This is a genomic window from Dongia sp. agr-C8 (genome assembly GCF_054658695.1).
In genome coordinates, this window is the sequence record NZ_BAAGHZ010000005.1 from 449,703 (window position 1) to 470,861 (window position 21,159).

Below are 21,159 nucleotides of genomic sequence, written 5' to 3' on the forward strand. Positions count from 1 at the left end.
ACTGAAGCCGCCATGAAGCTCGCTGCCGGACCGATCGCGCTTCTCCTCGCCGCCTGCCTTGCGCCGCCCGCCGCGGCGGAATGCGGCCAGCCGGCGCATCCCGACATCACCGTCAAGATCGAGGAAGGGCCGGTCCGCGAGGACCGCTCGCTGTCGCTCACCGATCTCTCCAAGATCCCGAGCGCCTCGCGGCGCACCGGGATGGAGGCCTATGACCGGACCCTGGGCATGACGGAGGCGGATATCGGCGCCAAGGCGGATATCGACCTGGTGACGGTGCCGGACGGCGACGGCAATTTCTGCACCACCGCGCGCAAGGCGCTGATCGTCCTGGAATGGAGCACGGTGGTGCGGGTCGCCAAGCAGATCCCACCCGGCTCCTGCATCGACAAGGTGGTGACCGAGCACGAGCAGAAGCATGTCGCGATCGACCGGCACCTGATCCCGATCGCCCGGCAGGTGATCGAGATCGCGCTGACCTCGGTCATCCGCAAGACCGTGGCGGGGAAGTCGATCGAGGATTCGCAGCGCAACCTGCAGGACCAGGCACGGGCCACGGTCAACAAGGCGATCGACATCTTCTCCGTGGTGCGCACAAGGCGGCAGCTCTCGCTCGACAGCAAGGAAGAGTACGACCGGGTGCCGCGCGCCTGCGGCCTGCTCGAATATATCCGCGTGCTGCGCGACAGCGGGAGCCAGGTCGGGTCCTGAGCCCGCGTCGGGGTTTCAGGTGCCCGGGTCTCAGAGGCTGGGGCGCGTCATGCGGAAGCGGACGCTTTCCTCGACCGCGAAATAGTCCGCCGGGCCGCCGCCGCGGGCGATCGGCCGGGCCGCGACCGTGTCGTAGACGCCATCCACGATCAGGCGCCTGGCGATGTGGATGCAGACCACCTCGCCCAGGGCCAGCCAGGAATTCACCGCCTGGCCGGCGAGGTTGGTGAGCGGAACCATCTGGGTCAGCCTGCATTCGAAGGCGACCGGGCTCAAGGCGACCCGGGGCGGCTTGACGAGACGCGAGGGCGCGGCTTCGAGCCCGGCGCGCTCGAACTCGTCCTGCCCATGCGGCAGCGGCGCGCTGGTCGCGTTCATCGCCTCGGCGAGGTCGCGGGTGGCGAGGTTCCAGACGAACTCGCCGGTCGCCTGCACGTTCTGCACGCTGTCCTTCCAGCCGTTGGAGCAGAAGCCGACGATCGGCGGCTTATAGGTATAGAGGTTGAAGAAGCTGTAGGGCGCCAGATTGCGCCGGCCCTGCCCGTCGAGAGTCGAGATCCAGCCGATCGGCCGCGGCACGACGATGGAGTTCAGCGGATCATGGGCCAGGCCATGGCCATTCTTCGGTTCGTAGACGTGGTAATCTGCCAAGGCGATGGTCCTACCGTTACAGGCGCGCCCCCGGCGCGCGGGAGCGGCGAATTGCAGCAACCTAGCATGGATGACGCGCCCATTCCCTATATCACCCGCACGCGGGATTACTACGCGGCGCTCGGCTATCCCGCGCCCTATCGCTGGGCGGAGCATGCCGAGGTGCCGTTCCAGGCGCTGCGGAAACCGCTCCGCGCCGCGCGGGTGGCGCTGATCACGACCGCGGCGCCGAAGCGGCCGGGCCACGGCAACCAGGAACCGGGTGCGGCCTATAACGGCGCCGCCAAGTTCGGCAAGGTCTACACGGCCGACGCCAGGACCGAGCCGACGCTGGGGATCAATCACGTGGCGATCGATTTCAAGCACACGACCGGGGAGGATCAGGGGAGCTACTTCCCGCTGCAGGCGCTGCGGCGCGCGGCGATCGGCCGGCGGATCGCGGGGCTCACCGACCACTTCTTCGGCGTGCCCACCAACCGCAGCCAGCGGGTCACGCGGGACGAATATGCACCCGACGTATTGGCGCGCTGCCGGGCTGATGGCGCCGATGTGGCGCTGCTGGTGCCGAACTGCCCGGTCTGTCACCAGAGCCTCAGCCTGGTGGCGCGGCACCTGGAGGCGAACGGGATTCCGACCGTGGTCATGGGTGCCGCCAAGGATATCGTGGAGCGGGTCGGCGTGCCGCGTTTCCTGTTCTCGGATTTCCCGCTCGGCAATGCGGCGGGACGGCCGAACGATCCCGCATCGCAGGATATGACGCTCAAGCTTGCACTCGACCTCCTGGAGCAGGCGACGGCACCGCGGACGACGGTGCAATCGCCTTTGCGCTGGTCGGAGGATTCATCCTGGAAACGCGACTACGGCAATGTCGAGGGCTTGAGCGCAGCGGAGCTGGCGGCGCTTAGGGAGGATTTCGAGCGGCAGAAGCCACGGGCACAAGCCCCGCGATGACCCGGCGAAAACAACTGGAGATCGGGAGCGGCGCTGGCTATAACGCTCTGCGCATCCTGCCGTTATGGTTGCAAACGCAAAGTTCGGGGAATCGATGGACAAGTTTCTTGGTTGGGCCGCCTGCGGGCTGCTGGTCCTGCTGTTGGGTGCCTGCGTCACGCATATCGAGCCTTCGGTGACAGCCAATCCGCCGCCGGCGGAGCCGCTGAAGAACTTCGGGCAGTTCGAATTGCTGCCGGTGCAGGCCTCGGCGGAAGCGAAAGAGGAAACCGCGGCCTTGACCAAGATCCAGACGAATCTCCAGCAGAAGATCTCCGCCGTCACCAAGCCCTGGGAACGGACGGAGCCGAACGCACGCAAGCTCAAGATCGAGCCCTATGTAGACCAGCTGAAGTTCGTCGACGGCGGAACCCGCTTCTTCGCCGGCGCCTTCGCCGGCAGCTCGGCGGTCGTCATCAAGCTGAAGCTGATCGACGCGGCGACCCAGCAGGTGATCGCCCAGCCGGAATTCTTTCAGCGCGCAGCCGCAATGGGTGGCGCCTGGTCGGTTGGGGGGACGGATAACGGCATGCTGGAACGCATCGCCGATGTGGCACAGGACTATCTGCGACGGAATTACGATCAGGCGGTCGGGGGACCGACCGGCGCGGAGGAATAGCCCGGCAAGCCGCCGTCACGCGTCGTCGGGCGGATAGGTCGCCAGGAATTCCGGCCGCCGCTCGCAACGGGCGGCGAGCGCCGCGAGATTCGGAAACCGCGCCGGCGGGGCGAGATCCGGCGACCTCAGCGCAATGTAGCGCAGCAGGCAGACGGTGGTGACCTGCGCCTGGTCGAGCGGCGCATCCGCTGGCCAGGACAGTGCTTCCAGCGCGGCGATGGCGCTGACCGCCTGGGTCTGCAGCCGCGCGATCCATTCCGGCCATTGGTATTGCTGCGGGCGCAGCAGGCGCTCGTAGTTGGCGGCGCCCGCCTTGTCGATGGCGGCGCAAGCCAGCGCCACGCGATGCAGCGCCTGGCGCCGCGCCGGGCCGCTGCGCGGGATCAGGGCGCGTTCCGGGCCGACCTCTTCGTCGAGGTAGTCGAGGATGGCCCCGGAATCGACCAGCACGGAGCCGTCATCCAGCACCAGCGCCGGAATGCGGCCGGTCGGGTTGGTCTTGCGGATGGAATCGAAATCGCCGAACACCGAGCGCGTGTCGTGCTCATAGGCGAAGCCGAGTGCCTGCAGCGAAATCGCCACGCGGCGCACGTAGGGCGAATCGTATTGGCCGACCAGAATCATGTCTCGAATGCCCCCTGTGAATTTTTCGGAACCTAGCATCTTCGCCCGGGCGGCCATAGAATTTCCGGCGTGACCGCGGTCACCAGGGGATCACCGGAGGAAGGATGGCCATCGATCGGGGCAAGGCCGTGCTCAATGCCGTCGAGCGCGGCGACCGCGCAGGCTTGAAGAAGCTGTTGCAAGCCGGGGCGCCGGTGACGGCACGCAACGCTGCGCGGGCGACGGCGCTGCTGCTGGCGGTGCGCAAGCGCGACGCGGCGGCGGTGAAGCTCCTGGTCGCGGCCGGCGCCGAGGTGAATGCGCAGGACAACATCAAGGACTCGCCCTTCCTGCTGGCGGGCGCCCTGGGCGACGTCGAGATCCTCAAAGCCCTGATCGCCGCCAAGCCGGGACCGGATTTCACCAAGGTCAATCGCTATGGGGGTTCGGCCTTGATCCCGGCCTGCGAGCGCGGCCATGTCGCGGCGGTGAAGCTGCTGATCAAGGCCGGCGTCCCGGTCGATCATGTGAACCGGCTGGGCTGGACCGGCCTCCTGGAGGCGATCATCCTTTCCGACGGCGGCAAGAAGCATCAGCAAATCGTGCAGGCGCTGCTCAAGGCCGGCGCCGATCCCAATCTCGCCGACAAGGACAAGGTGCGCCCGCTGCAGCATGCCAAGCAGCGCGGCTATGCGAAGATCGTCGCACTGCTGGAGGCGGCGGGTGCCCGCTGACGTTCACGCGGCGCCCGAGAGCTTCAGGCCGCTGATGAAATCGGTGACGCCGCTCAAGGCGATCTGGGTGCCGACGCAGAGCAGCAGGAAGGCGGCGAGGCGCGAGACCACCTGGGCCTTGGAGCGGCCGAGCAGCCGTTCCATCTTGTCGGCGAAGGCATAGGTGATCCAGACGATGGCGGCGACGGTCAAGGCCGCCGCCGAGGCGCCGAGCACGAAGGTGAGCGCCGCCTCGCCGGCATAGGGGCGATTCGAGCCCAGGGTGATCGCCACCGCAATCGTGCCGGGGCCGGTGGTGAAGGGAATGGTCAGCGGAAAGAAGGCGACGGCGTCGATGCCCTCGGCCTCGGAGGCCTGGCGCTGCTTCCGGGCCTCGGTGGTCTCCGGCGCCTGCAGCAGGCTGAAGGCATTGACCGCGACCACGATGCCGCCGGCGATGCGCAAGGCCGAGAGGCTGATGCCGAAGAAGCTCAAGACATAGGCGCCGCCCCAGAGCGCCACCAGCATGACGATCGCCGAATAGAGCGCGATCTTGCTGGCGAGCTGCACCCGTTCGGCCGAGGCGCGGCCGGCGGTGACCGTGCTGACAATGAAGGCCGAGCCCAGCGGGTTGACGATCGAGAACAGCGCCGAAAGCGCCAGCAGATAGGTCTGGAGGGAATCGCTCATCGTGCCGTCTTGGATCTTCCCGGTCGCCGCGGGGGCCGCATCTTTGGTAGCACGGCGCGCCGCGCGGGACCAGGAGGCTGGAGCGCGGGATCTTGCGGAATTTGTCGCCCCCTACGCAGCGGCCTCGTCCTGTGCTAGGAATCCGGCGATGAATCGACCCCTTGCTCCAGAGGCCTTCAAACCGGAACGGTTTGACAGCGCCGAGGCCGCGGTAGAGCGGCTCCAGGACATCTACAACGCCAACACCGCGCGGCTGCGCGAGGCCTTCCGCGCCTTCGTCGGCGGCAGCGCGCCGGCGCGGCCGGTCCGCGCCTGCTACCCTTACGTCGCGATCACGGTCTCCGGTTTCAGCCCGCGCGACACCCTGCTCTCCTATGGTTTTGTCGACCGGCCCGGCACCTTCATGACCACGGTGACCCGGCCGGATCTCTTCCGCCACTATTACACCGAGCAGATCGGCCAGCTGATCCGCAACCACCATGTCGGCGTCGAGGTGGGCGTGAGCGAGACGCCGATCCCGGTGCATTTCGCCTTCCCCGACGTCCATGTCGAGGGCGAGCTGACGCCGCAATCGCTGCAGAAGCTGCGCAACCTGTTCGACCTGCCCGACCTCGCGGCGATGGATGACAACATCGTCAACGGCACCGCGGTCATTCCGCCCGGCGTGCCGCATCCACTGGCCCTGTTCACGGCGCCCCGGGTCGATTACTCGCTGTTCCGGCTGAAGCACTACACCGCGACCTCGCCGCAGCATTTCCAGAATTTCGTGCTGTTCACCAACTATCAGTTCTACATCGACGAGTTCGTGCGGCACGCCCAGGAGCTGATGCGGCAAGGTGGCGGCGAGTATGATGCCTTCGTCGAGCCCGGCGACCGCGTGACCAAGGCGGGCGAGACCCCGCCCCCGCCCTCGATGCAGCGCCTGCCGCAGATGCCAGCCTATCACCTGGTGCGGCCGGACCATTCCGGCATCACCATGGTGAACATCGGCATCGGCCCCTCGAACGCGAAGACCATCACCGACCATGTGGCGGTGCTGCGGCCGCATGCCTGGATCATGCTGGGGCATTGCGCCGGCCTCAGGAATACCCAGAAGCTCGGCGACTACGTGCTCGCCCATGCCTATGTGCGCGACGACCACGTGCTCGATGCGGATCTCCCGCTCTGGATCCCGATCCCGGCCCTGGCCGAGATCCAGGTGGCGCTGGAACGCGCGGTCGGCGAAGTGACCGGCCTTAAGGACCAGGGGCTGAAGGGCGTGATGCGCACCGGCACGGTCGCCACGATCGACAACCGCAACTGGGAGCTCCGCGACTATGCCGAGCCGGTGCAGCGCTTCAGCCAGAGCCGCGCCATCGCGCTCGACATGGAGAGCGCCACCATCGCCGCCAACGGCTTCCGCTTCCGGGTGCCCTACGGCACCCTGCTCTGCGTCTCCGACAAGCCGCTGCACGGCGAGCTCAAACTGCCGGGGATGGCCGACGCCTTCTACAAGCAGCAGGTCGGCCAGCACCTGAAGATCGGCATCCGCACCATGGAGCGGCTGCGGGCGCTCGGGCTGGACCAACTGCATTCCAGGAAGCTCCGGAGCTTCGCCGAAGTGGCGTTCCAGTAGGCCGGCGGCTCAATTCGGCCGCTATTCCCCGCGATCGACCGGCAGGTCGATCCAGAAGCTGCTGCCGATGCCCGCTGCGCTGCTGAAGCCGATCGTGCCGTGCATGAGCTCGACCAGCCGCTTGCTGAGCGCCAGGCCGATGCCCGTCCCTTCGATGCCGGTCTGCTCCTGGCCCAGGCGATTGAACTCCTGGAACACCTCGGATTGGCGCTCGGGCGGGATGCCGATGCCGTTGTCGGTCACCTTCAGCCGGACCAGGCCGCCAGGCCGCGCTTCCGCCGAGAAGTCGGCGTAACCGCCCGGTTTGTTGTACTTGATGGCGTTCGAGCCGAGGTTCAGCAGCACTTCGGCAGCGCGGGTCGGATCCGCCGATAGGCGGGGCAGAGCGGGATCGAGCGGTGTCTGGCGGATCTCGATCCGGAGCTTCTCCGCCATCGGCGCCAGGCTGGCGACGACCGAGCCTAGCAGCGACCCCACGGCAACCGGCTGTTCGACGATCTTCAGCTTGCCGACCTCGATCCGGTTGAGCTCAAGGATGTCGTCGATGAGATGCAGCAGGTGCCGGGCGCTGAAGTGAACCAGCCCCAGATACTCCTGCTGCCGGTCGTTGAGCGCGCCCGGGTGTCCCGTCTGCAGCAGCTCGGTGAAGCCGATGATGCTGTTCATGGGCGTGCGCAGCTCGTGGCTCATGCGCGACAGGAAGTCCGACTTCGCGCGGGTCGCCTTCTCGGCCGCTTCCTTTGCCGACTTCAGCTCCGCCTCGGTGCGCTTCAGCGCGCTGATGTCAAACACCAGGACATAGAAGCCTTCGACCCTGCCGTCCCGGAAATTCGGGATGTAATGCGCCTGGGTCTGGCGTCGCTCGCCGGACGGGATGGGGATCTCCCGCTCGAAGCTCTGCCGCTCGCCGCGAAGCGCGCCTTCGATATGGGGGCGGTTGAGCGCGAAGAGCCGCTCGCCGATCACGTCGCGAATATGCATCCCGGTCATGATCTGGTCGGGCGATTTGCCGAACCATTCGATATAGGCCCGGTTACAGAACCGGTTGCGCAGATCCTTGTCCCAGTAGGCGATCATGGCCGGGATGTTGTCGATGACGCTTTGCAGGTCGCGGCGGCTCTGCGCCAGACTTTCGGCATTGCGGCGCTGATCGGTGATGTCGTTGGCGATGCCCAGATAGCCGGTGACGGCCCCGACGCGGTCGCGCAAGGCGGTGACCGAGAGCCGGACCGGAAACGTGCTGCCATCCTTGCGCGCGTAGGTCCATTCCCGCTCGTCCGGGCCGAGATGCGACTTGGCGGCAAACACCGTGGCATCCGGCGAGACCGGATGTCCGAGCTCGGCCGAGAGCACCGCCGCGCGATTCTCGATCTCCTCCTTGAGGTGGAATATCGCGGGCGTTGCCTTGCCGATGATCTCGTCCGGCGCGTAGCCCAGCATGCGGGCGGCGCCGGCGTTGAAGTGCGTGATGATTCCGTCGATATCGGTGGCGATGATCGCGTAGTCGGTGCCGTCGAGAATCGCCTGCTTCAGGTTCGAGACCTGAAGCACCCGATCCTCGGCGCTCCGGCGTGCCTCCACCGCCGAGGCGACGGGCAGGGCCGTGAGGTTCATGACCAGCAGGAAGAGCTGCAGGACCAGGATGCGGTATTCGAGGGAAGCATCCCCGACCAGCGTCAGGGGCCCGTAACCGAGCAGAGTTCCGGTGATGGCGATGGCCGAAACCAAGGCGCAGACCAGCCCGGTGCCGGTGAAGCCCAGCCGGAACGCCGGAAGAATGACCGCCGGGAACAAGAGATACTTGATGGGCAGCTGGGTGTTGACGACCGCAAAGACCGTGATGAAGGCGCTGGCCGCCAGCAGCAGGGTGACTTCACCGGCGCTGCGTCGGGCGAGGAGGTCCTTGCCGTCCGTCGCGCTGATGGAGAGCAGGACCGGGGTGATCACCAGAATGCCGAGCGCATCCGACATCAGCCACTCGGTCCAGACCGTCGCCGGCGGTGCACCATTGGCAAACCAGAGCAGGCCGCTGGCGAGGCTGGCGGCAACGGCCGGCGCCAGGCAGCCGCAGATCGCCGCGAAGCCCAGCAGGGCGCGCGCGCCGGCGAAGCCGAGAAAGCGCCCCTCCGCGTCCACCGCGGCGAAGCGCCGATAAAGCGAAGTCGCGAGCGCAATGCCGACCAGGTTGCAGAGCGCCAAGGCGATGCCGAGCCAGAGCGCCCCGCCGGCGGCGACGTTGGCGGCGGCGATCCCCAGCAGGCCGGCGGCGAGAAGCGGCGGCGTTAGCCGGCGCGACTGGACCAGCACGGCAGCCAGGATGATCGCGTCCGCGGGCCAGATCGCGGAGACGCCGCCGGCGCTGCGCGTCATGACGATGCTGACCAGGGCGGTCGCGAACACCACGGCGCCCAGCAGCACGACCACGGTCCAGCCGGTAAAGTTGCCGCGCCCAGCGGACCGCGAACGAAGGATCTCTGCGAGGGTCAATCGAATTCGGGCCTCTCTCTCCGATGGCGTGTCCACCCGGGTCGCGGAGGCATCGCCCCGGTCCAGTGCCGGCGCCCCGGAATAACCATAGGACTATTCTCAGCGCCTGGTCGCTTTGATCTCCCTCAACGCCGCCGCGGCGGCGACGCCATCCGCGGCCGGTTCAATCGATAACCGGCCGGCCGCTGTGCGGCCCGTCACAGGCGAATCCATTGGATCGCTCCAGCCGCCGCCCCGCCTCCCGCACCACGTTGACCGACCCTGGTTCCCGGCGCTGAGTGCCATTCTCCGTGGGGACTTGACAATGTGTATGCGTCACGCATATAAATACATGCATCAGTCATATATCGTGGCTGACGCAGTCAACACGGAGGAACGTCATGGACCGCAGCAACCGCAAAGACAATCGCGTCCCGCATGGCTTGAGCTTCCTGATGTGGCCGGCCCTCCTGCGCGCCCCCTGGCTGATCGGCGACGTGATGGGCGACGGCATCGGGAATGACGACCGGCGCGATGCGGAGCGCCGCCGCCGGCGCGACCGCTGAGTATCGCAAGCGCCGAGGTTGGGGGCTTGACGACTATGTGCTCCGCGCATATTTCCCTGGAGGGTGCCGATCCTTCAGAGGATGAGACCATGACCACGCGGCTCGAGAATCTGCTGGGCGCGTTCAGCGTCGCCGTCAGCGACAGCATGGACGATGCCTTCGACGAGGCCTGCGCCGTGGGCGACAGTGCGCCGGCGGCCCTGATCCTGATCCATGAGAATCCGGACACGCGGATCGAGGCGCTGGCGCGCTATCTCAACCTCAGCCATTCGGGGACGGTGCGGCTGGTCGATCGCCTGAGCCAGGCCGGCTGGGTCGCGCGCGAGACCTGCGACGACAAGCGCGCCGTCGTGCTCGTGCTCACCAAGGCCGGCGAGAAGGTGGCGGAGCGCCTGCTGGAAGGCCGCCGCAAGAGTCTCGGCAAGGCCCTGGCCGGGATCAGCGCCACCGACCGCAAGATGCTGGAGCGGCTGCTGCCGCAGATGCTCAACAACCTGGTGACCGACCGGGCCCAGGCGGACCATACCTGCCGCTATTGCGATTCCGGCGCCTGCGAACGGGAAGGCTGTCCCCTGCCCGATTGAACGACTGGATTGAACCGTCCGGCTGGGCGACGCGACCAATCGACCGATTGGGCAGGGTTAACCCGCCACGTCATGCGCAATCCACATCGCCCCGCTTCTGGGTCAGAGGTTCGATGTGGATGGCGGAACAACCGGCGCGGTGGCGGCGTTTCTTAGGCGTTAACTCACCCTCTTCGATGATGCGGAATCGTCACGGTGCGGCGCAATCGCGCCGAGTGCAACGCATCCCGCTTGAACGACGTCAGGCGCGTGACTAGCTTCAAGCCGGGGACGATCGGAAAGGATCGACGGCAAGATGCCGACGGGGACAGAATCAACCATGCCCGACGCAACACCAGGCGGCCCGGCATCCGCGCGCGCGGATATCTTCCGCGAGGCGAAGTTCAAGATCGGCGACGTGGTGAAGCACCGGGTGTTCCCGTTCCGCGGCGTCGTGTTCGACGTGGATCCGGTGTTCGACAACACCGAGGAATGGCTGGCCTCGATTCCCGAGGATGTGCGCCCGCACAAAGACCAGCCGTTCTATCACCTGTTGGCCGAAAACGCGGAGACGACCTACGTCGCCTATGTCTCGGAGCAGAACCTGCTGGCCGATGACAGCGGCGAGCCCTGCCGTCATCCGCTGCTGCGCGAGATGTTCAGCAGCCCGAAGCGCGGCATCTATCGCATGAAAGCGATGAAGCCGAACTGATCGAGTCGACTCGCATCCGCTTCTGCTGTCCGCTGCGCTGCAGCGCGCGATGAATAGCCGGTAATTCACAGCAAAGCGCATCGCGGATGTGAATTGCACGGGCAAAGTGATGCGCAGGCGCCACGGTTCCCGGCAAAATTCAGCATATTTGCCGCGATTTCCTTGACGTTAACCAGCACGCGCGTAGCTTCGTTCGCAGGGGAGAATTGCAACGACGACTGAGGACACGATGCGCGCGTCGTTTCCAGCGCTGCGCTGCTGCAGCGACATCCTGATCGGCCTGATGGTGCTGGCGACGGCCTGGGGCCTCGGTTTCGGCCTGCTGCGCATCCTGCCGCACTTCCTCTCGACCTTCCTCAACTACACCGGCACGCTCGGGATCCTGATCGCGCTCGGAATCGTCGTGCCGCCGGTGACGCTGGTCATCCTCGGCAAGACCCGGAGGCGCATCGGCCTCACCTTGAGCCCGGTCTTCGCCGCGACCCTCGCGGCCGCGGCCTTCCTCTCGGCCGGCTATCTGCAGATGCTCGAGGTGCGCGAGCTGGAACAACGCGCCTTCCTGAAGCCGGAGGCGCAGCACGATGTGCTGGTGCTGCCCAGTTCCGGATGCGATATCGACTGCATGAAGGTGCTGGTCCAGACCAGCTATTCGGTGGCCGGCTACGCAGCCACCTCGAGCGACCAGATGGTGCTCTATCGCAAGGCGAGCGGCGATGTCTGCTACCAGAAGGACAACGTCGCGATGCTGGTCAAGTTCACCCGCGCCGGCTATGCCGGCGTCTGCACGACGCAAAGTCCGATCAGCGATCTGAGCAACGCCCTGATCCTCGAGCGGCAGGTCGGGCATGGCAGCAAGACCGACCTCAGCCTGCCCAGCTGGTATGACGGCGCGCTCTACAGTTTCATCGAGCGCAACAACGGCAAGGACCGGCTGCTCGGACGCTGGGCCGACGGCAAGGTGAAGGCGCTGACCGACTTCTCGGTCGGGCCGCGTTTCGAGGAGATCGACTTCTACGGCGCGGCGCTCGGGGTGCATTTCTCCAAGGAGAAGGTGTTCGGCAAGGACGATCTGGTCGCCCGGGTCGAGAAGCTGCGGCCGGTCCTCAAATCGCCTGACGTCCAGCCGGAGGTGGTCTGGGCCTATGGCGACCTCTTGAACGAGCTGCGCAACAGCCGGCCCGCCGTCCAAGAACCGGTCGCCGCGCCGATAGCCGCCCCGGCCGAGCCGAGGGCGGCGCCGGCGCCGGAGCTGCAGCCGATCAAGGCCTCCGCCACCGTCACGAACTGACCCCGGTCCGCGTTCTCGGACGGCGCCATCGACTGCGCTTGACTCTGGAATAAAATGAGAACATTATGTGTACATAATTAATACAGAGGGTGAGGTTGGCGATGTTTCGCACGCAGTCCACGGGGACCGGGATCCACAAGATCATCCATCAGATCGGCGAGGGTGCGGTCTTCGGCGCACTGATCACCCTCATTCTCTGGGCGCCGCATTTCATCGCTTCCTGACGCGGCAGTTCCGAAAATTCAGGACACCCGGCACTGAGCCCCCTATCTATGCGGCAGTGATTCGCCGAGGGGACGCATGCCGGGTGACCAGGAAACGAGTAGAACGACCGCATTGCCGGTGCCGCTGCAGGCGCTGCGCGATTTCGTGCGGCTCGAGAGCGCCGGCGGCATCCTGCTGCTGATCGCCGCGGCGCTGGCGCTGATGATCAGCAATTCACCGCTGGCCTGGCTCTATGAGGGGCTGCTGGAGCTCGACCTCGGCGTGACGCTCGGCACCTTCACCTTCCAGAAGACCCTGATCCACTGGGTCAACGACGGCTTGATGGCGGTGTTCTTCTTCCTGGTCGGGCTGGAGATCAAGCGCGAGGTGCTGGAAGGCGAACTTTCCAGCGCGCGCCAGGTGGCGCTGCCGGGGCTTTGCGCCCTGGGCGGGATGGCGATGCCGGCGCTGGTCTATCTCGCCTTCAACTGGTCGACACCGGAGAACCACGCGGGCTGGGCGATCCCGGCCGCGACCGACATCGCCTTTGCCGTGGGCGTGATGGCGCTGCTCGGCGGGCGCATCCCCGAGGGGCTGAAGATCTTTCTGCTGGCGCTGGCGATCATCGACGATCTCGGCGCGATCGTGATCATCGCGATCTTCTACACCGCGGATCTCTCGCTGATCTCGCTCGGCCTGGCAGCAGTCGGCATTCTGGGGCTGGCCGTGCTGAACCGGCTCGGCGTGCTGAAGCTCGCCCCCTACGTCCTGGTCGGCATCTTCATCTGGATCTGCGTGCTGAAATCCGGGGTGCATGCCACGCTGGCCGGCGTCGCGCTCGCCTTCGCCATTCCGCTCAAGGTCCAGGGGCCGCGCGAGCTGGCGCCGCTGCGGCGCTGCGAGCACGCGCTGCATCCCTGGGTCACCTTCGGCATCATGCCGGTCTTCGCCTTCGCCAATGCCGGCGTGCCGCTGGGCGGCGGGATCGGGCTCGCGGCCTTCCTGCAGCCGATCGGCCTCGGCATCGCCGGCGGCCTCTTCATCGGCAAGCAGCTGGGCGTGATGCTGGTGGCCGCGCTCGGCGTGGCCCTGGGCCTGTTCCGCCTGCCCGAGCGGGTCACCTGGGCGCAGATGTACGGCGCCAGCGTGCTGACCGGGATCGGCTTCACCATGAGCCTGTTCATCGGCACCCTGGCCTTCAACGGCCCGGAATCCGCGGCGACGCTGAGGCTGGGCGTGCTCACAGGCTCGATCGCGTCGGCGGTGTTCGGCTATCTCGTGCTGCGCCTGGCGCCGCGCGCTACTGCAGATTCAGCGCCGCGCTGACGCTTTTCGCGAAGGCGGAGACCGGGACGGCGGTGGCGATCGGGCCCTTATCGGTGTCGGCGACGGCGTTGTGAATGCCGATGATCTCGGCCTTGCCGTCCTGGATCAGCAGCAAGGGCGCTCCCGAGACGCCGAAGGTGACGTCGCAGCGGTGCACCAGCAGCTTCACGTCGGTCGCCTCGCCGAGCAGCTGGCAGCCCTGGTCGCGCATCAGCTGCTCCCCGTAATCCACCGCATAGCCGGCGACATTCATCTCGCCGGACTTCGCCGCCGCCATCGTGTCGCTGAGCGAGCGCTTGGTGAGCGGGATCGGCCGCACGTCGAGCGGCTCCGCCAGCTCGATGATCGCCCAGTCGCGCGCCATCTCCTTCAATTCGGTGCGGCGGTTGGGGTTGTAGCCGGGGGCGATGGTGAAGCGCGCCGCCTTGCTGTGCGCGGCATATTTTCCACGCTGGTAGCCGGCAACGAAATGCACCTCCACCGGCAAGGCCCAGCGCTGGGTGGTGGTGTTGAACAGGCAGTGGGCGGCGGTCAGCACCTGGCGGGCGCCGATCAGGGCGGCGGTGCAATGGCCGCCGATCTCGCGATTGAGGCGCCCGATGGCGATCCAGGGCCATTGGCTGGAATCCGCCGGCACGCGGTTGTCGAGGCCGACGATCCCGATCCGCAGCGTCGATCGCGCGGCCGCAGCCGTCGCGGCGGTCGGTGCCGCGATCGGATCGGCGAAGGCCGGAAGCGCGAGACCGAGCGCGAGGAGGAGCGCCGCGCTAACTCGCCAGAAAGGCATTCTGCACCACGACGCCGATCAGGGCTGCCAGCGCAAAGGCGGAGATGCCGAACAACGCCAGCAGCAGATGGCTGAGGCGGTCGGTCGGGCGCAGCTGACGGTCGGCGGCGACGCGCTTCGGGCTGCGCAGGTCCTTGCCGACCAGGAGAACGAGATAGGAGCGCCCGAGCAGCGGCAGCCGCATGCCGAAGCGCGCATCGATCGGATGGCGGCGGGCGCGGGCCGAGCTCGCGGCGTTGCGGATCGCGGCGACCTGCTCGGTGCTAAGGCTGTGCAGGATGTCCGGCGGCAGGCGCCGCAGCACGACTTCGCCGCGCACATCATCCATCAGCATGGCCAGGCTCCTTTGCGCGCGAAAGCGTCGCTTCAAGTCGAGCCTGAATTTCGCAACAGATGTTTAATGGAGGGTGAACAAACGACGGGGAAAACCGTCGCATCGACAGGCACTTAACCGCAGGCCGCCGGCATTATCGATGGTTCCGTAACTGGCGGATGCAGGCGCCTTAAGCTAGTCTTTACCCTGTTCATGCCGAAATTCCCTGGAAATCCGCGACACGGCTGCCACCGCGTTTCCAAGTCCTCCGCATCACAGTCCCGAGCGAGCCGATCATGCGAGCCGAAAACCTGAAGACGAAATTCATCGACGACATCCTGCGCTTCGTCGGTGAACGCATCGAGCGACCGCGCCAGAAGGCGGTCGAAGACTTCATCCGCGCCTTCTACGCCAATGTCGCCGCCGACGACATCGCCGGCGAGGCGCCGGAGGACCTGTTCTCGGCCGCACTCTCGCTCTTCAACTTCGCGCAGAAGCGCAGCGCCGCGACGCCCAAGGTCCGGGTCTTCAATCCCGAGGTCGAGGAGCATGGCTGGAAGAGCCCGCACACGATCATCGACGTGGTCAACGACGACATGCCGTTCCTGGTCGATTCCGTGACCGCGGAGCTCAATCGCCAGGACATGGCGGTGCATCTGGTCATCCACCCGATCATGCGGATCGAGCGCGACGGCTCCGGCAAGCTCCTCTCCATCGGCAAGGCCGACGCGCATGCCGAATCGGTCATGCAGCTGCGTGTGGCGCAGGCGGCGAGCGGCGCGCGCATGGAACAGGTGAAGGCGCGGATCGAGGCCGTGCTGGCCGACGTGCGCGCGGCGGTCACCGACTGGCAGGCGATGCTGGCCGAGTTGATGCATGCGATCGACGACGTCGCCGCGATGCCGGCCGGCGTCGACAAGGCGGAAAGCGAGGAGGCGCTCGCCTTCCTGAAATGGGTTGCCGACAACCACTTCACCTTCCTCGGCTATCGCGAATATGCGCTGGCCGGCGGCGGCAAGGATGCCAGTTACACCATCACCGACGGGCCTTCGCTCGGCGTGCTGAAGGATTTCAGCACCCGGGTGTTCGAGGGCATCCGCAACCGCAAGGACGCGCCGCCGGAGATCCGCAGCTTCATCAACCAGCCGAAGCCCCTGCTGGTCACCAAGGCGAGCTTGCGCTCCACCGTGCACCGCGACGCGCCGATGGATGCGATCGGCATCAAGCGCTTCGACAAGAAGGGCAAGGTGATCGGGGAGAGACTGTTCGTCGGCCTCTTCACCTCGGTCGCCTACAGCCGCAGCCCCTGGGACATCCCGCTGCTCCGCCACAAGGTGGCGCAGGTCGCCAAGCGCGCCGGCTTCACCAAGAACAGCCACGACGAGAAGGCGCTCGAACATATCCTCGAGACCTTCCCGCGCGACGAACTGTTCCAGGCGACCGAGGACGAACTCTACGACATCGCCATCGGCATCCTCAATCTCCAGGAGCGTCAGCGCGTCGCACTGTTCGTCCGCCGCGACCCCTACGAGCGCTTCATCTCCTGCTTCGTCTACCTGCCGCGCGACCGGATGACCACCGACATCCGCCTGACCATCCAGGAGATCCTGGCGCGCGCCCTGAACGGCAAGGTCTCGACCTATTACACGCATATGGACGACGGGCCACTCGCCAGACTGAACGTGATCGTCGCCACCACGCCGGGCGAGATCCCGGCGGTCAACCTCAAGGAGATCGAGACCCAGATCGCCGATGCCTGCCGCTCCTGGCGCGACCGGCTGAAGGAGGCCCTGGTCGAGATCAAGGGCGAGGCGGTCGGATTGGGGCTGCTGAAGCGCTACCAGGAGGCCTTCCCCCTGGGATTCCAGGAGCAGTTCGGCGCCCGCGCGGCGGTCGCCGACATCGAGCGCGTCGAGCTGGCGCTCAAAGCCACCACGCCGCCGATCAACCTCTATCGTCCGGTCGAGGCGGCCGGCAACGCGCTGCACCTGAAGCTCTATCGCGCATCCGAGAAGATCGCGCTTTCGAACGTGCTGCCTTCGCTGGAGAATTTCGGCCTGCGGGTCATCAGCGAGAATGCCTATGCGATCGAGCCGGCCGGCATTGACGAGCCGGTCTGGATCCATGACTTCGCCATGGTCACCGCCGACGGCGCCGAGATCGACGTTGCCGAGCTCAGGGACCGTTTTCAGGACGCCTATGCGCGGATCTGGACGGCAGAGCTCGAGGATGACGGCTTCAACCGCCTGGTGCTGACGGCGGGCCTGGCCTGGCGCGACGTCGCGCTGATCCGCGCCTATTGCAAGTATCTGCGGCAAGCGGCGATCGCCTTCAGCCAGGCCTATATGGAAGCGACGCTCTGCGGCAATCCGAAGATCACCCAGGCGATCGCGCGGCTGTTTCACCTGCGCAACGATCCCGCCTTCACCGGCGATCGGGTAGCCGGCACCGCGAAGATCAATGCGGAGATCGAGCAGATGCTGGAGGGCGTCAGCAATCTCGACGATGACCGCATCCTGCGTCGTTACGTCAACGCGGTGGTCAACACGCTGCGCACCAACTTCTTCCAGCCGCCGGCGAATGGGGGCGTGAAGGAATACATCTCCTTCAAGCTGGATTCCCAGAAGCTGGACGAGTTGCCGCTGCCGCGGCCGCTGGTCGAGGTCTTTGTCTACGCGCCGCATGCCGAGGCGGTGCATCTCAGAGGCGGCAAGGTGGCGCGCGGCGGCATCCGCTGGTCCGACCGCAAGGAAGATTTCCGCACCGAGGTCCTGGGCCTGATGAAGGCGCAGATGGTGAAGAATGCGGTCATCGTGCCGGTCGGCTCCAAGGGCGGCTTCGTGGTGAAGCGGCCGCCGGTCGGTGCCGACCGCGAGACGATGCAGGCCGAGGTCATCCGCTGCTACCAGACCCTGATGAAGGGGCTGCTTGACCTCACCGACAACCTGGTCGGCGGCAAGGTCGTGCCGCCGCCGTCGGTGGTGCGGCATGACGGCGACGATCCCTATCTCGTGGTCGCGGCCGACAAGGGCACCGCGACCTTCTCCGACATCGCCAACGCGGTATCCCGCGCGTATGGCTTCTGGCTGGACGACGCCTTTGCCTCCGGTGGATCGGCCGGCTATGACCACAAGAAGATGGGCATCACCGCCCGCGGCGCCTGGGAGAACGTGAAGCGGCATTTCCGCGAGCTCGGGACCGATATCCAGACCCAGGCCTTCACCTGCGTCGGCGTCGGCGACATGTCGGGCGATGTCTTCGGCAACGGCATGCTCTGTTCCGGCGAGACGCGGCTGATCGCCGCCTTCAACCACATGCATATCTTCATCGATCCCAATCCGGATCCGAAGGCGAGCTTCGCCGAGCGCAAGCGCATGTTCGACCTGCCCCGCTCGACCTGGGCGGATTACGACGCGAAGCTGATCTCCGCCGGCGGCGGCATCTATGAGCGGCGCGCCAAGTCGATCAAGCTCTCGCCCGAGGCGCAGAAGGCGATCGGGCTCATGAAGGATCAGGTGACGCCCAACGAGGTGATCAAGGCGATCCTGGTCGCCGAGGTCGATCTCTTGTTCCTGGGCGGCATCGGCACCTATGTGAAGGCGACCGACGAGACCCATCTCGAGGTCGGCGACCGCGCCAATGACGCGATCCGCATCAACGGCAACCAGGTGCGCGCCAAGGTGATCGGCGAAGGCGCCAATCTCGGCTTCACCCAGCGCGGCCGGATCGAGGCGGCGCTGAGCGGCCGGAGACTCAACACCGACGCGCTCGACAATTCGGCCGGTGTCGACACCTCGGACCACGAGGTCAACATCAAGATCCTGCTGAACGAGGCGGTCGCCAACGGCGACCTCACCATGAAGCAGCGCGACAAGCTGCTGGCCTCGATGACCGACGACGTGGCGAAGCTGGTCCTGCGCCACAACTACCTGCAATCCCAGGCCTTGTCGGTGGCGGAGAATCTGAGCTTCACCCTGCTCGACCAGCAGAACCGCTTCATGCGGGCACTGGAGCGCGCCGGCAAGCTAGACCGCGCGATCGAGTTCCTGCCCGACGACGAGACCATGCGCGAGCGGCTGGCCCAGCGCATCGGCCTGACCCGGCCGGAGCTGGCGGTGCTGCTCGCCTATTCCAAGACGACGCTCTATGACGAGCTGCTGCCGTCCGACCTCCCCGACGATCCGCGGCTGGTGCAGGATCTCTATGACTATTTCCCGCCGGCCCTGAAGTCGGAATTCCGGCCGCAGATCGAGAAGCATCGCCTGCGCCGGGAGATCATCGCCACCCTGGTCACCAACTCGCTGGTGAACCGGGTGGGGTCGACTTTCGTCCATGTGATCCGTGAGAAGACCGGACAGCCGGCAAGCGCGGTCGCCCGCGCCTATGCGATCGTGCGCGAGACCTTCCGCTTCCGCGAGCTCTGGTCGGCGATCGAGGCCCTGGACAACAAGGTCGATGCCAGGACCCAGACCGAGATGCTGATCGAGATCAACCGTCTCGCGGAGCCGGCGACCAGCTGGTTCCTCAGGAACGGCGCGCATCCTCTCGACGTCTCGGCACTGCTGGCCGAGGCGCAGCCCGGCATCACCGCGCTGGAAGCGGCGATGTACGAGATCATCTCCGAGCCCGACCGCACGGATATGGACCAGTACCGCGCGGCCTTGATGGAAAAGGGCGTGCCGAAGGATCTCGCGATCCGGATCGCCAACCTGCCGCAGCTCTGGTCTTCGCTGGACATCGTGCGGATCGCCACCAAGGCCGGGATCAAGGTCGAGGCGGCGGCCGCGGTCTACTACGACATCGGCCTGGTCTTCGGCCTCGACTGGCTACGCGACGGCGCGCGGCGCCTGATCGGCGACAACCACTGGGACCGGCTCGCGGTCTTCGCCATCATCGACGACCTCTACGGCCACCAGCGCGACCTGACCGCCGCGGTGCTGGCGGACCAGAAGGGCAAGCCGGCCAAGGAAGCGATCGCGGCCTGGCACGCGGCGCGCGGCGTGCCGGTGCAGCGGGTCGAGCAGCTGTTCGCCGACCTGCGCCAGGTCGGCAAGGTCGAGCTCTCGATGCTGGCGGTGGCGAACCGGGCGCTCAGGAGCGTGATGGAGTAGCCAATCGCGTCATGCCCGGGCTTGACCCGGGCAGCTGCGGCCGGTCGGCGCGAGACCCGCGGGTCAAGCCCGCGGGCGACGAGGCTACCTCTTCCGTTCCGCGGCGATCGCTTCGATGCGGGCTTTCAGGTCCGGGTGCTGGTGCATCAGGCGCTGGAAGTCGGCGCGGTCCAGGACCAGCAGACGGGTTTCGGTGAGCGCGGCGACGGTCGCGTTGCGCACGGTGTCGTGCAGCAGGCCGACCTCGCCGAAGAACTGGCCCTTGGCGAGCTTCACCGGCGGCTCGATCTCGACCTCGACCTCGCCTTCCATGATGAAGAACATGGCATCGGCCGGCTCGCCGCGGCGGACCACCACCTGGCGCTCCGGCACGATCTGCGGCTTGAGCAACCGGGCGATGGCGGCAATGCGTGTCGCGTCGAGGCCGGCGAACAGCGGCACCCGCGCCACCGCGTTCCAGGTGACGACGAAATCGCGGCGCCGGATCTCGGTCGCGAAGCCGGTCGCCAGGATGCCGGCCGGCACCGCAAACATGGCGATGCCGAGCAGCATGACCATGCCGCCGAACAGCCGGCCCAGCGCGGTCACCGGCGTCATGTCGCCGTAGCCCACCGTCGCCATGGTGACGATGCCCCACCAGAGCGAACGCGGGATCGAGCTGAAGACCGTCGGCTGGGCGCCGCGTTCCAGCAGGTACATGACGCCGGAGGCGATCACCAGCAGCACCAGCATGACCAGCAAGGCCGCGGCCAGCGCCCGCCATTCGCTCTTCAGCACGGTTCCGACCAGGGACAGCGCCGGCGTCAGGCGCGACAGCTTGAACAGCGCCAGCAGCTGGCCGATCAGCAGGCTGTCGGCAAGCTCGGGCATGACCAAGCCGAGCAAGGGCGCCGCCGAGAGCAGATCGACCACGCCGATGAAGGAGAGCAGGTAGCGTCGCCGGGCATGCGGCAAGTCCGGGTCGAGCAGTGGCGCGCGCCAGATCCGCCAGAGATACTCGGCGAGGAACATGATGCCGGCGACGGCCGCCGCGACGTGGCAGTCGAACCGCTCGAGCGCGGGAAGATCGGGCAGCGTGACGATGGCGGCGCTGCCGACCGACAGCAGGATGGCGACGACCAGTCCGACCCGGGCCGGCCAGTTGACCTGGCCGTCCCGCGCGCTGATGTCCAGCAGATGCAGCAGCCTGCTGCGTCCGTCTCCGCCCATGGGCATTCTTGCATCCATGGGC

Annotated in this window: 19 protein-coding genes; 12 read left to right on the forward strand and 7 right to left on the reverse strand. The window is 66.7% G+C overall.

From position 1 onward, the window contains the following. The first annotated feature begins 12 nt into the window (after positions 1-12). Complete coding sequence (locus ACYQ4T_RS26415) at positions 13-711, forward strand: hypothetical protein (protein WP_459859628.1); 699 nt, start codon at positions 13-15, stop codon at positions 709-711. Positions 712-741: 30 nt separating this feature from the next. On the opposite strand, the gene ACYQ4T_RS26420 is transcribed toward ACYQ4T_RS26415, so the two are convergent. Continuing rightward, the gene (locus ACYQ4T_RS26420; RefSeq protein ID WP_459859629.1) at positions 742-1,362 is read right to left on the reverse strand and encodes a flavin reductase family protein; all 621 of its coding nucleotides are present in this window, start codon (positions 1,360-1,362) and stop codon (positions 742-744) included. Positions 1,363-1,428: 66 nt separating this feature from the next. Here ACYQ4T_RS26420 and ACYQ4T_RS26425 point away from each other — a divergent pair, with 66 nt between their 5' ends. Beyond that, positions 1,429-2,313: a hypothetical protein gene (locus ACYQ4T_RS26425; protein WP_459859630.1), complete on the forward strand. Its 885-nt coding sequence runs from the start codon at positions 1,429-1,431 to the stop codon at positions 2,311-2,313. Positions 2,314-2,407: 94 nt separating this feature from the next. After that, positions 2,408-2,971: a hypothetical protein gene (locus ACYQ4T_RS26430; RefSeq protein ID WP_459859631.1), complete on the forward strand. Its 564-nt coding sequence runs from the start codon at positions 2,408-2,410 to the stop codon at positions 2,969-2,971. Between the two features lie 15 nt (positions 2,972-2,986). Here the strand turns inward: ACYQ4T_RS26430 and ACYQ4T_RS26435 are convergent, their stop codons facing one another. Then, entirely contained in the window at positions 2,987-3,595 is a 609-nt protein-coding gene (locus ACYQ4T_RS26435) for a glutathione S-transferase family protein (RefSeq protein WP_459859632.1), read from the reverse strand. A gap of 104 nt (positions 3,596-3,699) precedes the next feature. Between ACYQ4T_RS26435 and ACYQ4T_RS26440 the strand changes: the two genes are divergently transcribed. Next, the gene (locus tag ACYQ4T_RS26440; protein ID WP_459859633.1) at positions 3,700-4,308 is read left to right on the forward strand and encodes an ankyrin repeat domain-containing protein; all 609 of its coding nucleotides are present in this window, start codon (positions 3,700-3,702) and stop codon (positions 4,306-4,308) included. 3 nt (positions 4,309-4,311) lie between these two features. Here the strand turns inward: ACYQ4T_RS26440 and ACYQ4T_RS26445 are convergent, their stop codons facing one another. Continuing rightward, positions 4,312-4,977, reverse strand: coding sequence for a MarC family protein (locus ACYQ4T_RS26445; RefSeq protein ID WP_459859634.1), 666 nt, complete (start codon positions 4,975-4,977; stop codon positions 4,312-4,314). A gap of 148 nt (positions 4,978-5,125) precedes the next feature. Between ACYQ4T_RS26445 and ACYQ4T_RS26450 the strand changes: the two genes are divergently transcribed. Continuing rightward, complete coding sequence (locus ACYQ4T_RS26450) at positions 5,126-6,592, forward strand: AMP nucleosidase (protein WP_459859635.1); 1,467 nt, start codon at positions 5,126-5,128, stop codon at positions 6,590-6,592. A gap of 21 nt (positions 6,593-6,613) precedes the next feature. On the opposite strand, the gene ACYQ4T_RS26455 is transcribed toward ACYQ4T_RS26450, so the two are convergent. Continuing rightward, positions 6,614-9,079 (reverse strand): PAS domain S-box protein, encoded by a 2,466-nt coding sequence (locus ACYQ4T_RS26455; protein ID WP_459859636.1) that lies wholly within the window; start codon positions 9,077-9,079, stop codon positions 6,614-6,616. Between the two features lie 380 nt (positions 9,080-9,459). Here ACYQ4T_RS26455 and ACYQ4T_RS26460 point away from each other — a divergent pair, with 380 nt between their 5' ends. The 6 genes from ACYQ4T_RS26460 to nhaA all read left to right on the forward strand — a co-directional run bounded on the left by ACYQ4T_RS26460 (position 9,460) and on the right by nhaA (position 13,717). Continuing rightward, a complete protein-coding gene (locus ACYQ4T_RS26460) occupies positions 9,460-9,624 on the forward strand; it encodes a hypothetical protein (RefSeq protein WP_459859637.1) in 165 nt (54 codons plus the stop codon). A gap of 89 nt (positions 9,625-9,713) precedes the next feature. Beyond that, complete coding sequence (locus ACYQ4T_RS26465; protein ID WP_459859638.1) at positions 9,714-10,208, forward strand: MarR family winged helix-turn-helix transcriptional regulator; 495 nt, start codon at positions 9,714-9,716, stop codon at positions 10,206-10,208. A gap of 319 nt (positions 10,209-10,527) precedes the next feature. Continuing rightward, positions 10,528-10,899 (forward strand): heat shock protein HspQ, encoded by a 372-nt coding sequence (hspQ, locus tag ACYQ4T_RS26470; RefSeq protein WP_459859639.1) that lies wholly within the window; start codon positions 10,528-10,530, stop codon positions 10,897-10,899. 229 nt (positions 10,900-11,128) lie between these two features. Continuing rightward, positions 11,129-12,187, forward strand: coding sequence for a hypothetical protein (locus ACYQ4T_RS26475; protein ID WP_459859640.1), 1,059 nt, complete (start codon positions 11,129-11,131; stop codon positions 12,185-12,187). A 101-nt stretch (positions 12,188-12,288) separates the two neighbouring features. After that, positions 12,289-12,411, forward strand: coding sequence for a hypothetical protein (locus ACYQ4T_RS26480; RefSeq protein ID WP_459859641.1), 123 nt, complete (start codon positions 12,289-12,291; stop codon positions 12,409-12,411). Positions 12,412-12,529: 118 nt separating this feature from the next. Then, positions 12,530-13,717 (forward strand): Na+/H+ antiporter NhaA, encoded by a 1,188-nt coding sequence (nhaA, locus tag ACYQ4T_RS26485; protein ID WP_459859700.1) that lies wholly within the window; start codon positions 12,530-12,532, stop codon positions 13,715-13,717. Here nhaA and ACYQ4T_RS26490 read toward each other — a convergent pair. Continuing rightward, a complete protein-coding gene (locus ACYQ4T_RS26490) occupies positions 13,692-14,504 on the reverse strand; it encodes a trypsin-like serine peptidase (RefSeq protein ID WP_459859642.1) in 813 nt (270 codons plus the stop codon). The two genes, nhaA and ACYQ4T_RS26490, sit on opposite strands and share 26 nt — an antisense overlap. Further along, a complete protein-coding gene (locus ACYQ4T_RS26495; protein WP_459859643.1) occupies positions 14,485-14,838 on the reverse strand; it encodes a hypothetical protein in 354 nt (117 codons plus the stop codon). Before ACYQ4T_RS26495 ends, ACYQ4T_RS26490 begins: the two co-directional genes overlap by 20 nt. Positions 14,839-15,113: 275 nt before the next feature. On the opposite strand from ACYQ4T_RS26495, the gene ACYQ4T_RS26500 reads away from it, so the two are divergent. Next, positions 15,114-19,928, forward strand: coding sequence for an NAD-glutamate dehydrogenase (locus ACYQ4T_RS26500; protein WP_459859645.1), 4,815 nt, complete (start codon positions 15,114-15,116; stop codon positions 19,926-19,928). An 84-nt stretch (positions 19,929-20,012) separates the two neighbouring features. Here ACYQ4T_RS26500 and ACYQ4T_RS26505 read toward each other — a convergent pair whose 3' ends face one another. Continuing rightward, complete coding sequence (locus tag ACYQ4T_RS26505) at positions 20,013-21,143, reverse strand: cyclic nucleotide-gated ion channel (protein WP_459859646.1); 1,131 nt, start codon at positions 21,141-21,143, stop codon at positions 20,013-20,015. Positions 21,144-21,159 lie beyond the last annotated feature (16 nt).

Excerpts from the sequence above, each read along its gene's own strand:
- ACYQ4T_RS26450 (WP_459859635.1), top strand. The coding sequence starts at position 5,126 with ATGAATCGACCCCTTGCTCCAGAGGCCTTCAAACCGGAACGGTTTGAC.
- ACYQ4T_RS26490 (WP_459859642.1), bottom strand. The coding sequence starts at position 14,504 with ATGCCTTTCTGGCGAGTTAGCGCGGCGCTCCTCCTCGCGCTCGGTCTC.
- ACYQ4T_RS26445 (WP_459859634.1), bottom strand. The coding sequence starts at position 4,977 with ATGAGCGATTCCCTCCAGACCTATCTGCTGGCGCTTTCGGCGCTGTTC.
- ACYQ4T_RS26465 (WP_459859638.1), top strand. The coding sequence starts at position 9,714 with ATGACCACGCGGCTCGAGAATCTGCTGGGCGCGTTCAGCGTCGCCGTC.
- ACYQ4T_RS26460 (WP_459859637.1), top strand. The coding sequence starts at position 9,460 with ATGGACCGCAGCAACCGCAAAGACAATCGCGTCCCGCATGGCTTGAGC.
- ACYQ4T_RS26435 (WP_459859632.1), bottom strand. The coding sequence starts at position 3,595 with ATGATTCTGGTCGGCCAATACGATTCGCCCTACGTGCGCCGCGTGGCG.
- ACYQ4T_RS26505 (WP_459859646.1), bottom strand. The coding sequence starts at position 21,143 with ATGCCCATGGGCGGAGACGGACGCAGCAGGCTGCTGCATCTGCTGGAC.
- ACYQ4T_RS26475 (WP_459859640.1), top strand. The coding sequence starts at position 11,129 with ATGCGCGCGTCGTTTCCAGCGCTGCGCTGCTGCAGCGACATCCTGATC.
- hspQ (WP_459859639.1), top strand. The coding sequence starts at position 10,528 with ATGCCCGACGCAACACCAGGCGGCCCGGCATCCGCGCGCGCGGATATC.
- ACYQ4T_RS26440 (WP_459859633.1), top strand. The coding sequence starts at position 3,700 with ATGGCCATCGATCGGGGCAAGGCCGTGCTCAATGCCGTCGAGCGCGGC.
- ACYQ4T_RS26425 (WP_459859630.1), top strand. The coding sequence starts at position 1,429 with ATGGATGACGCGCCCATTCCCTATATCACCCGCACGCGGGATTACTAC.
- ACYQ4T_RS26495 (WP_459859643.1), bottom strand. The coding sequence starts at position 14,838 with ATGCTGATGGATGATGTGCGCGGCGAAGTCGTGCTGCGGCGCCTGCCG.
- ACYQ4T_RS26430 (WP_459859631.1), top strand. The coding sequence starts at position 2,408 with ATGGACAAGTTTCTTGGTTGGGCCGCCTGCGGGCTGCTGGTCCTGCTG.
- ACYQ4T_RS26500 (WP_459859645.1), top strand. The coding sequence starts at position 15,114 with ATGCGAGCCGAAAACCTGAAGACGAAATTCATCGACGACATCCTGCGC.
- ACYQ4T_RS26480 (WP_459859641.1), top strand. The coding sequence starts at position 12,289 with ATGTTTCGCACGCAGTCCACGGGGACCGGGATCCACAAGATCATCCAT.
- ACYQ4T_RS26415 (WP_459859628.1), top strand. The coding sequence starts at position 13 with ATGAAGCTCGCTGCCGGACCGATCGCGCTTCTCCTCGCCGCCTGCCTT.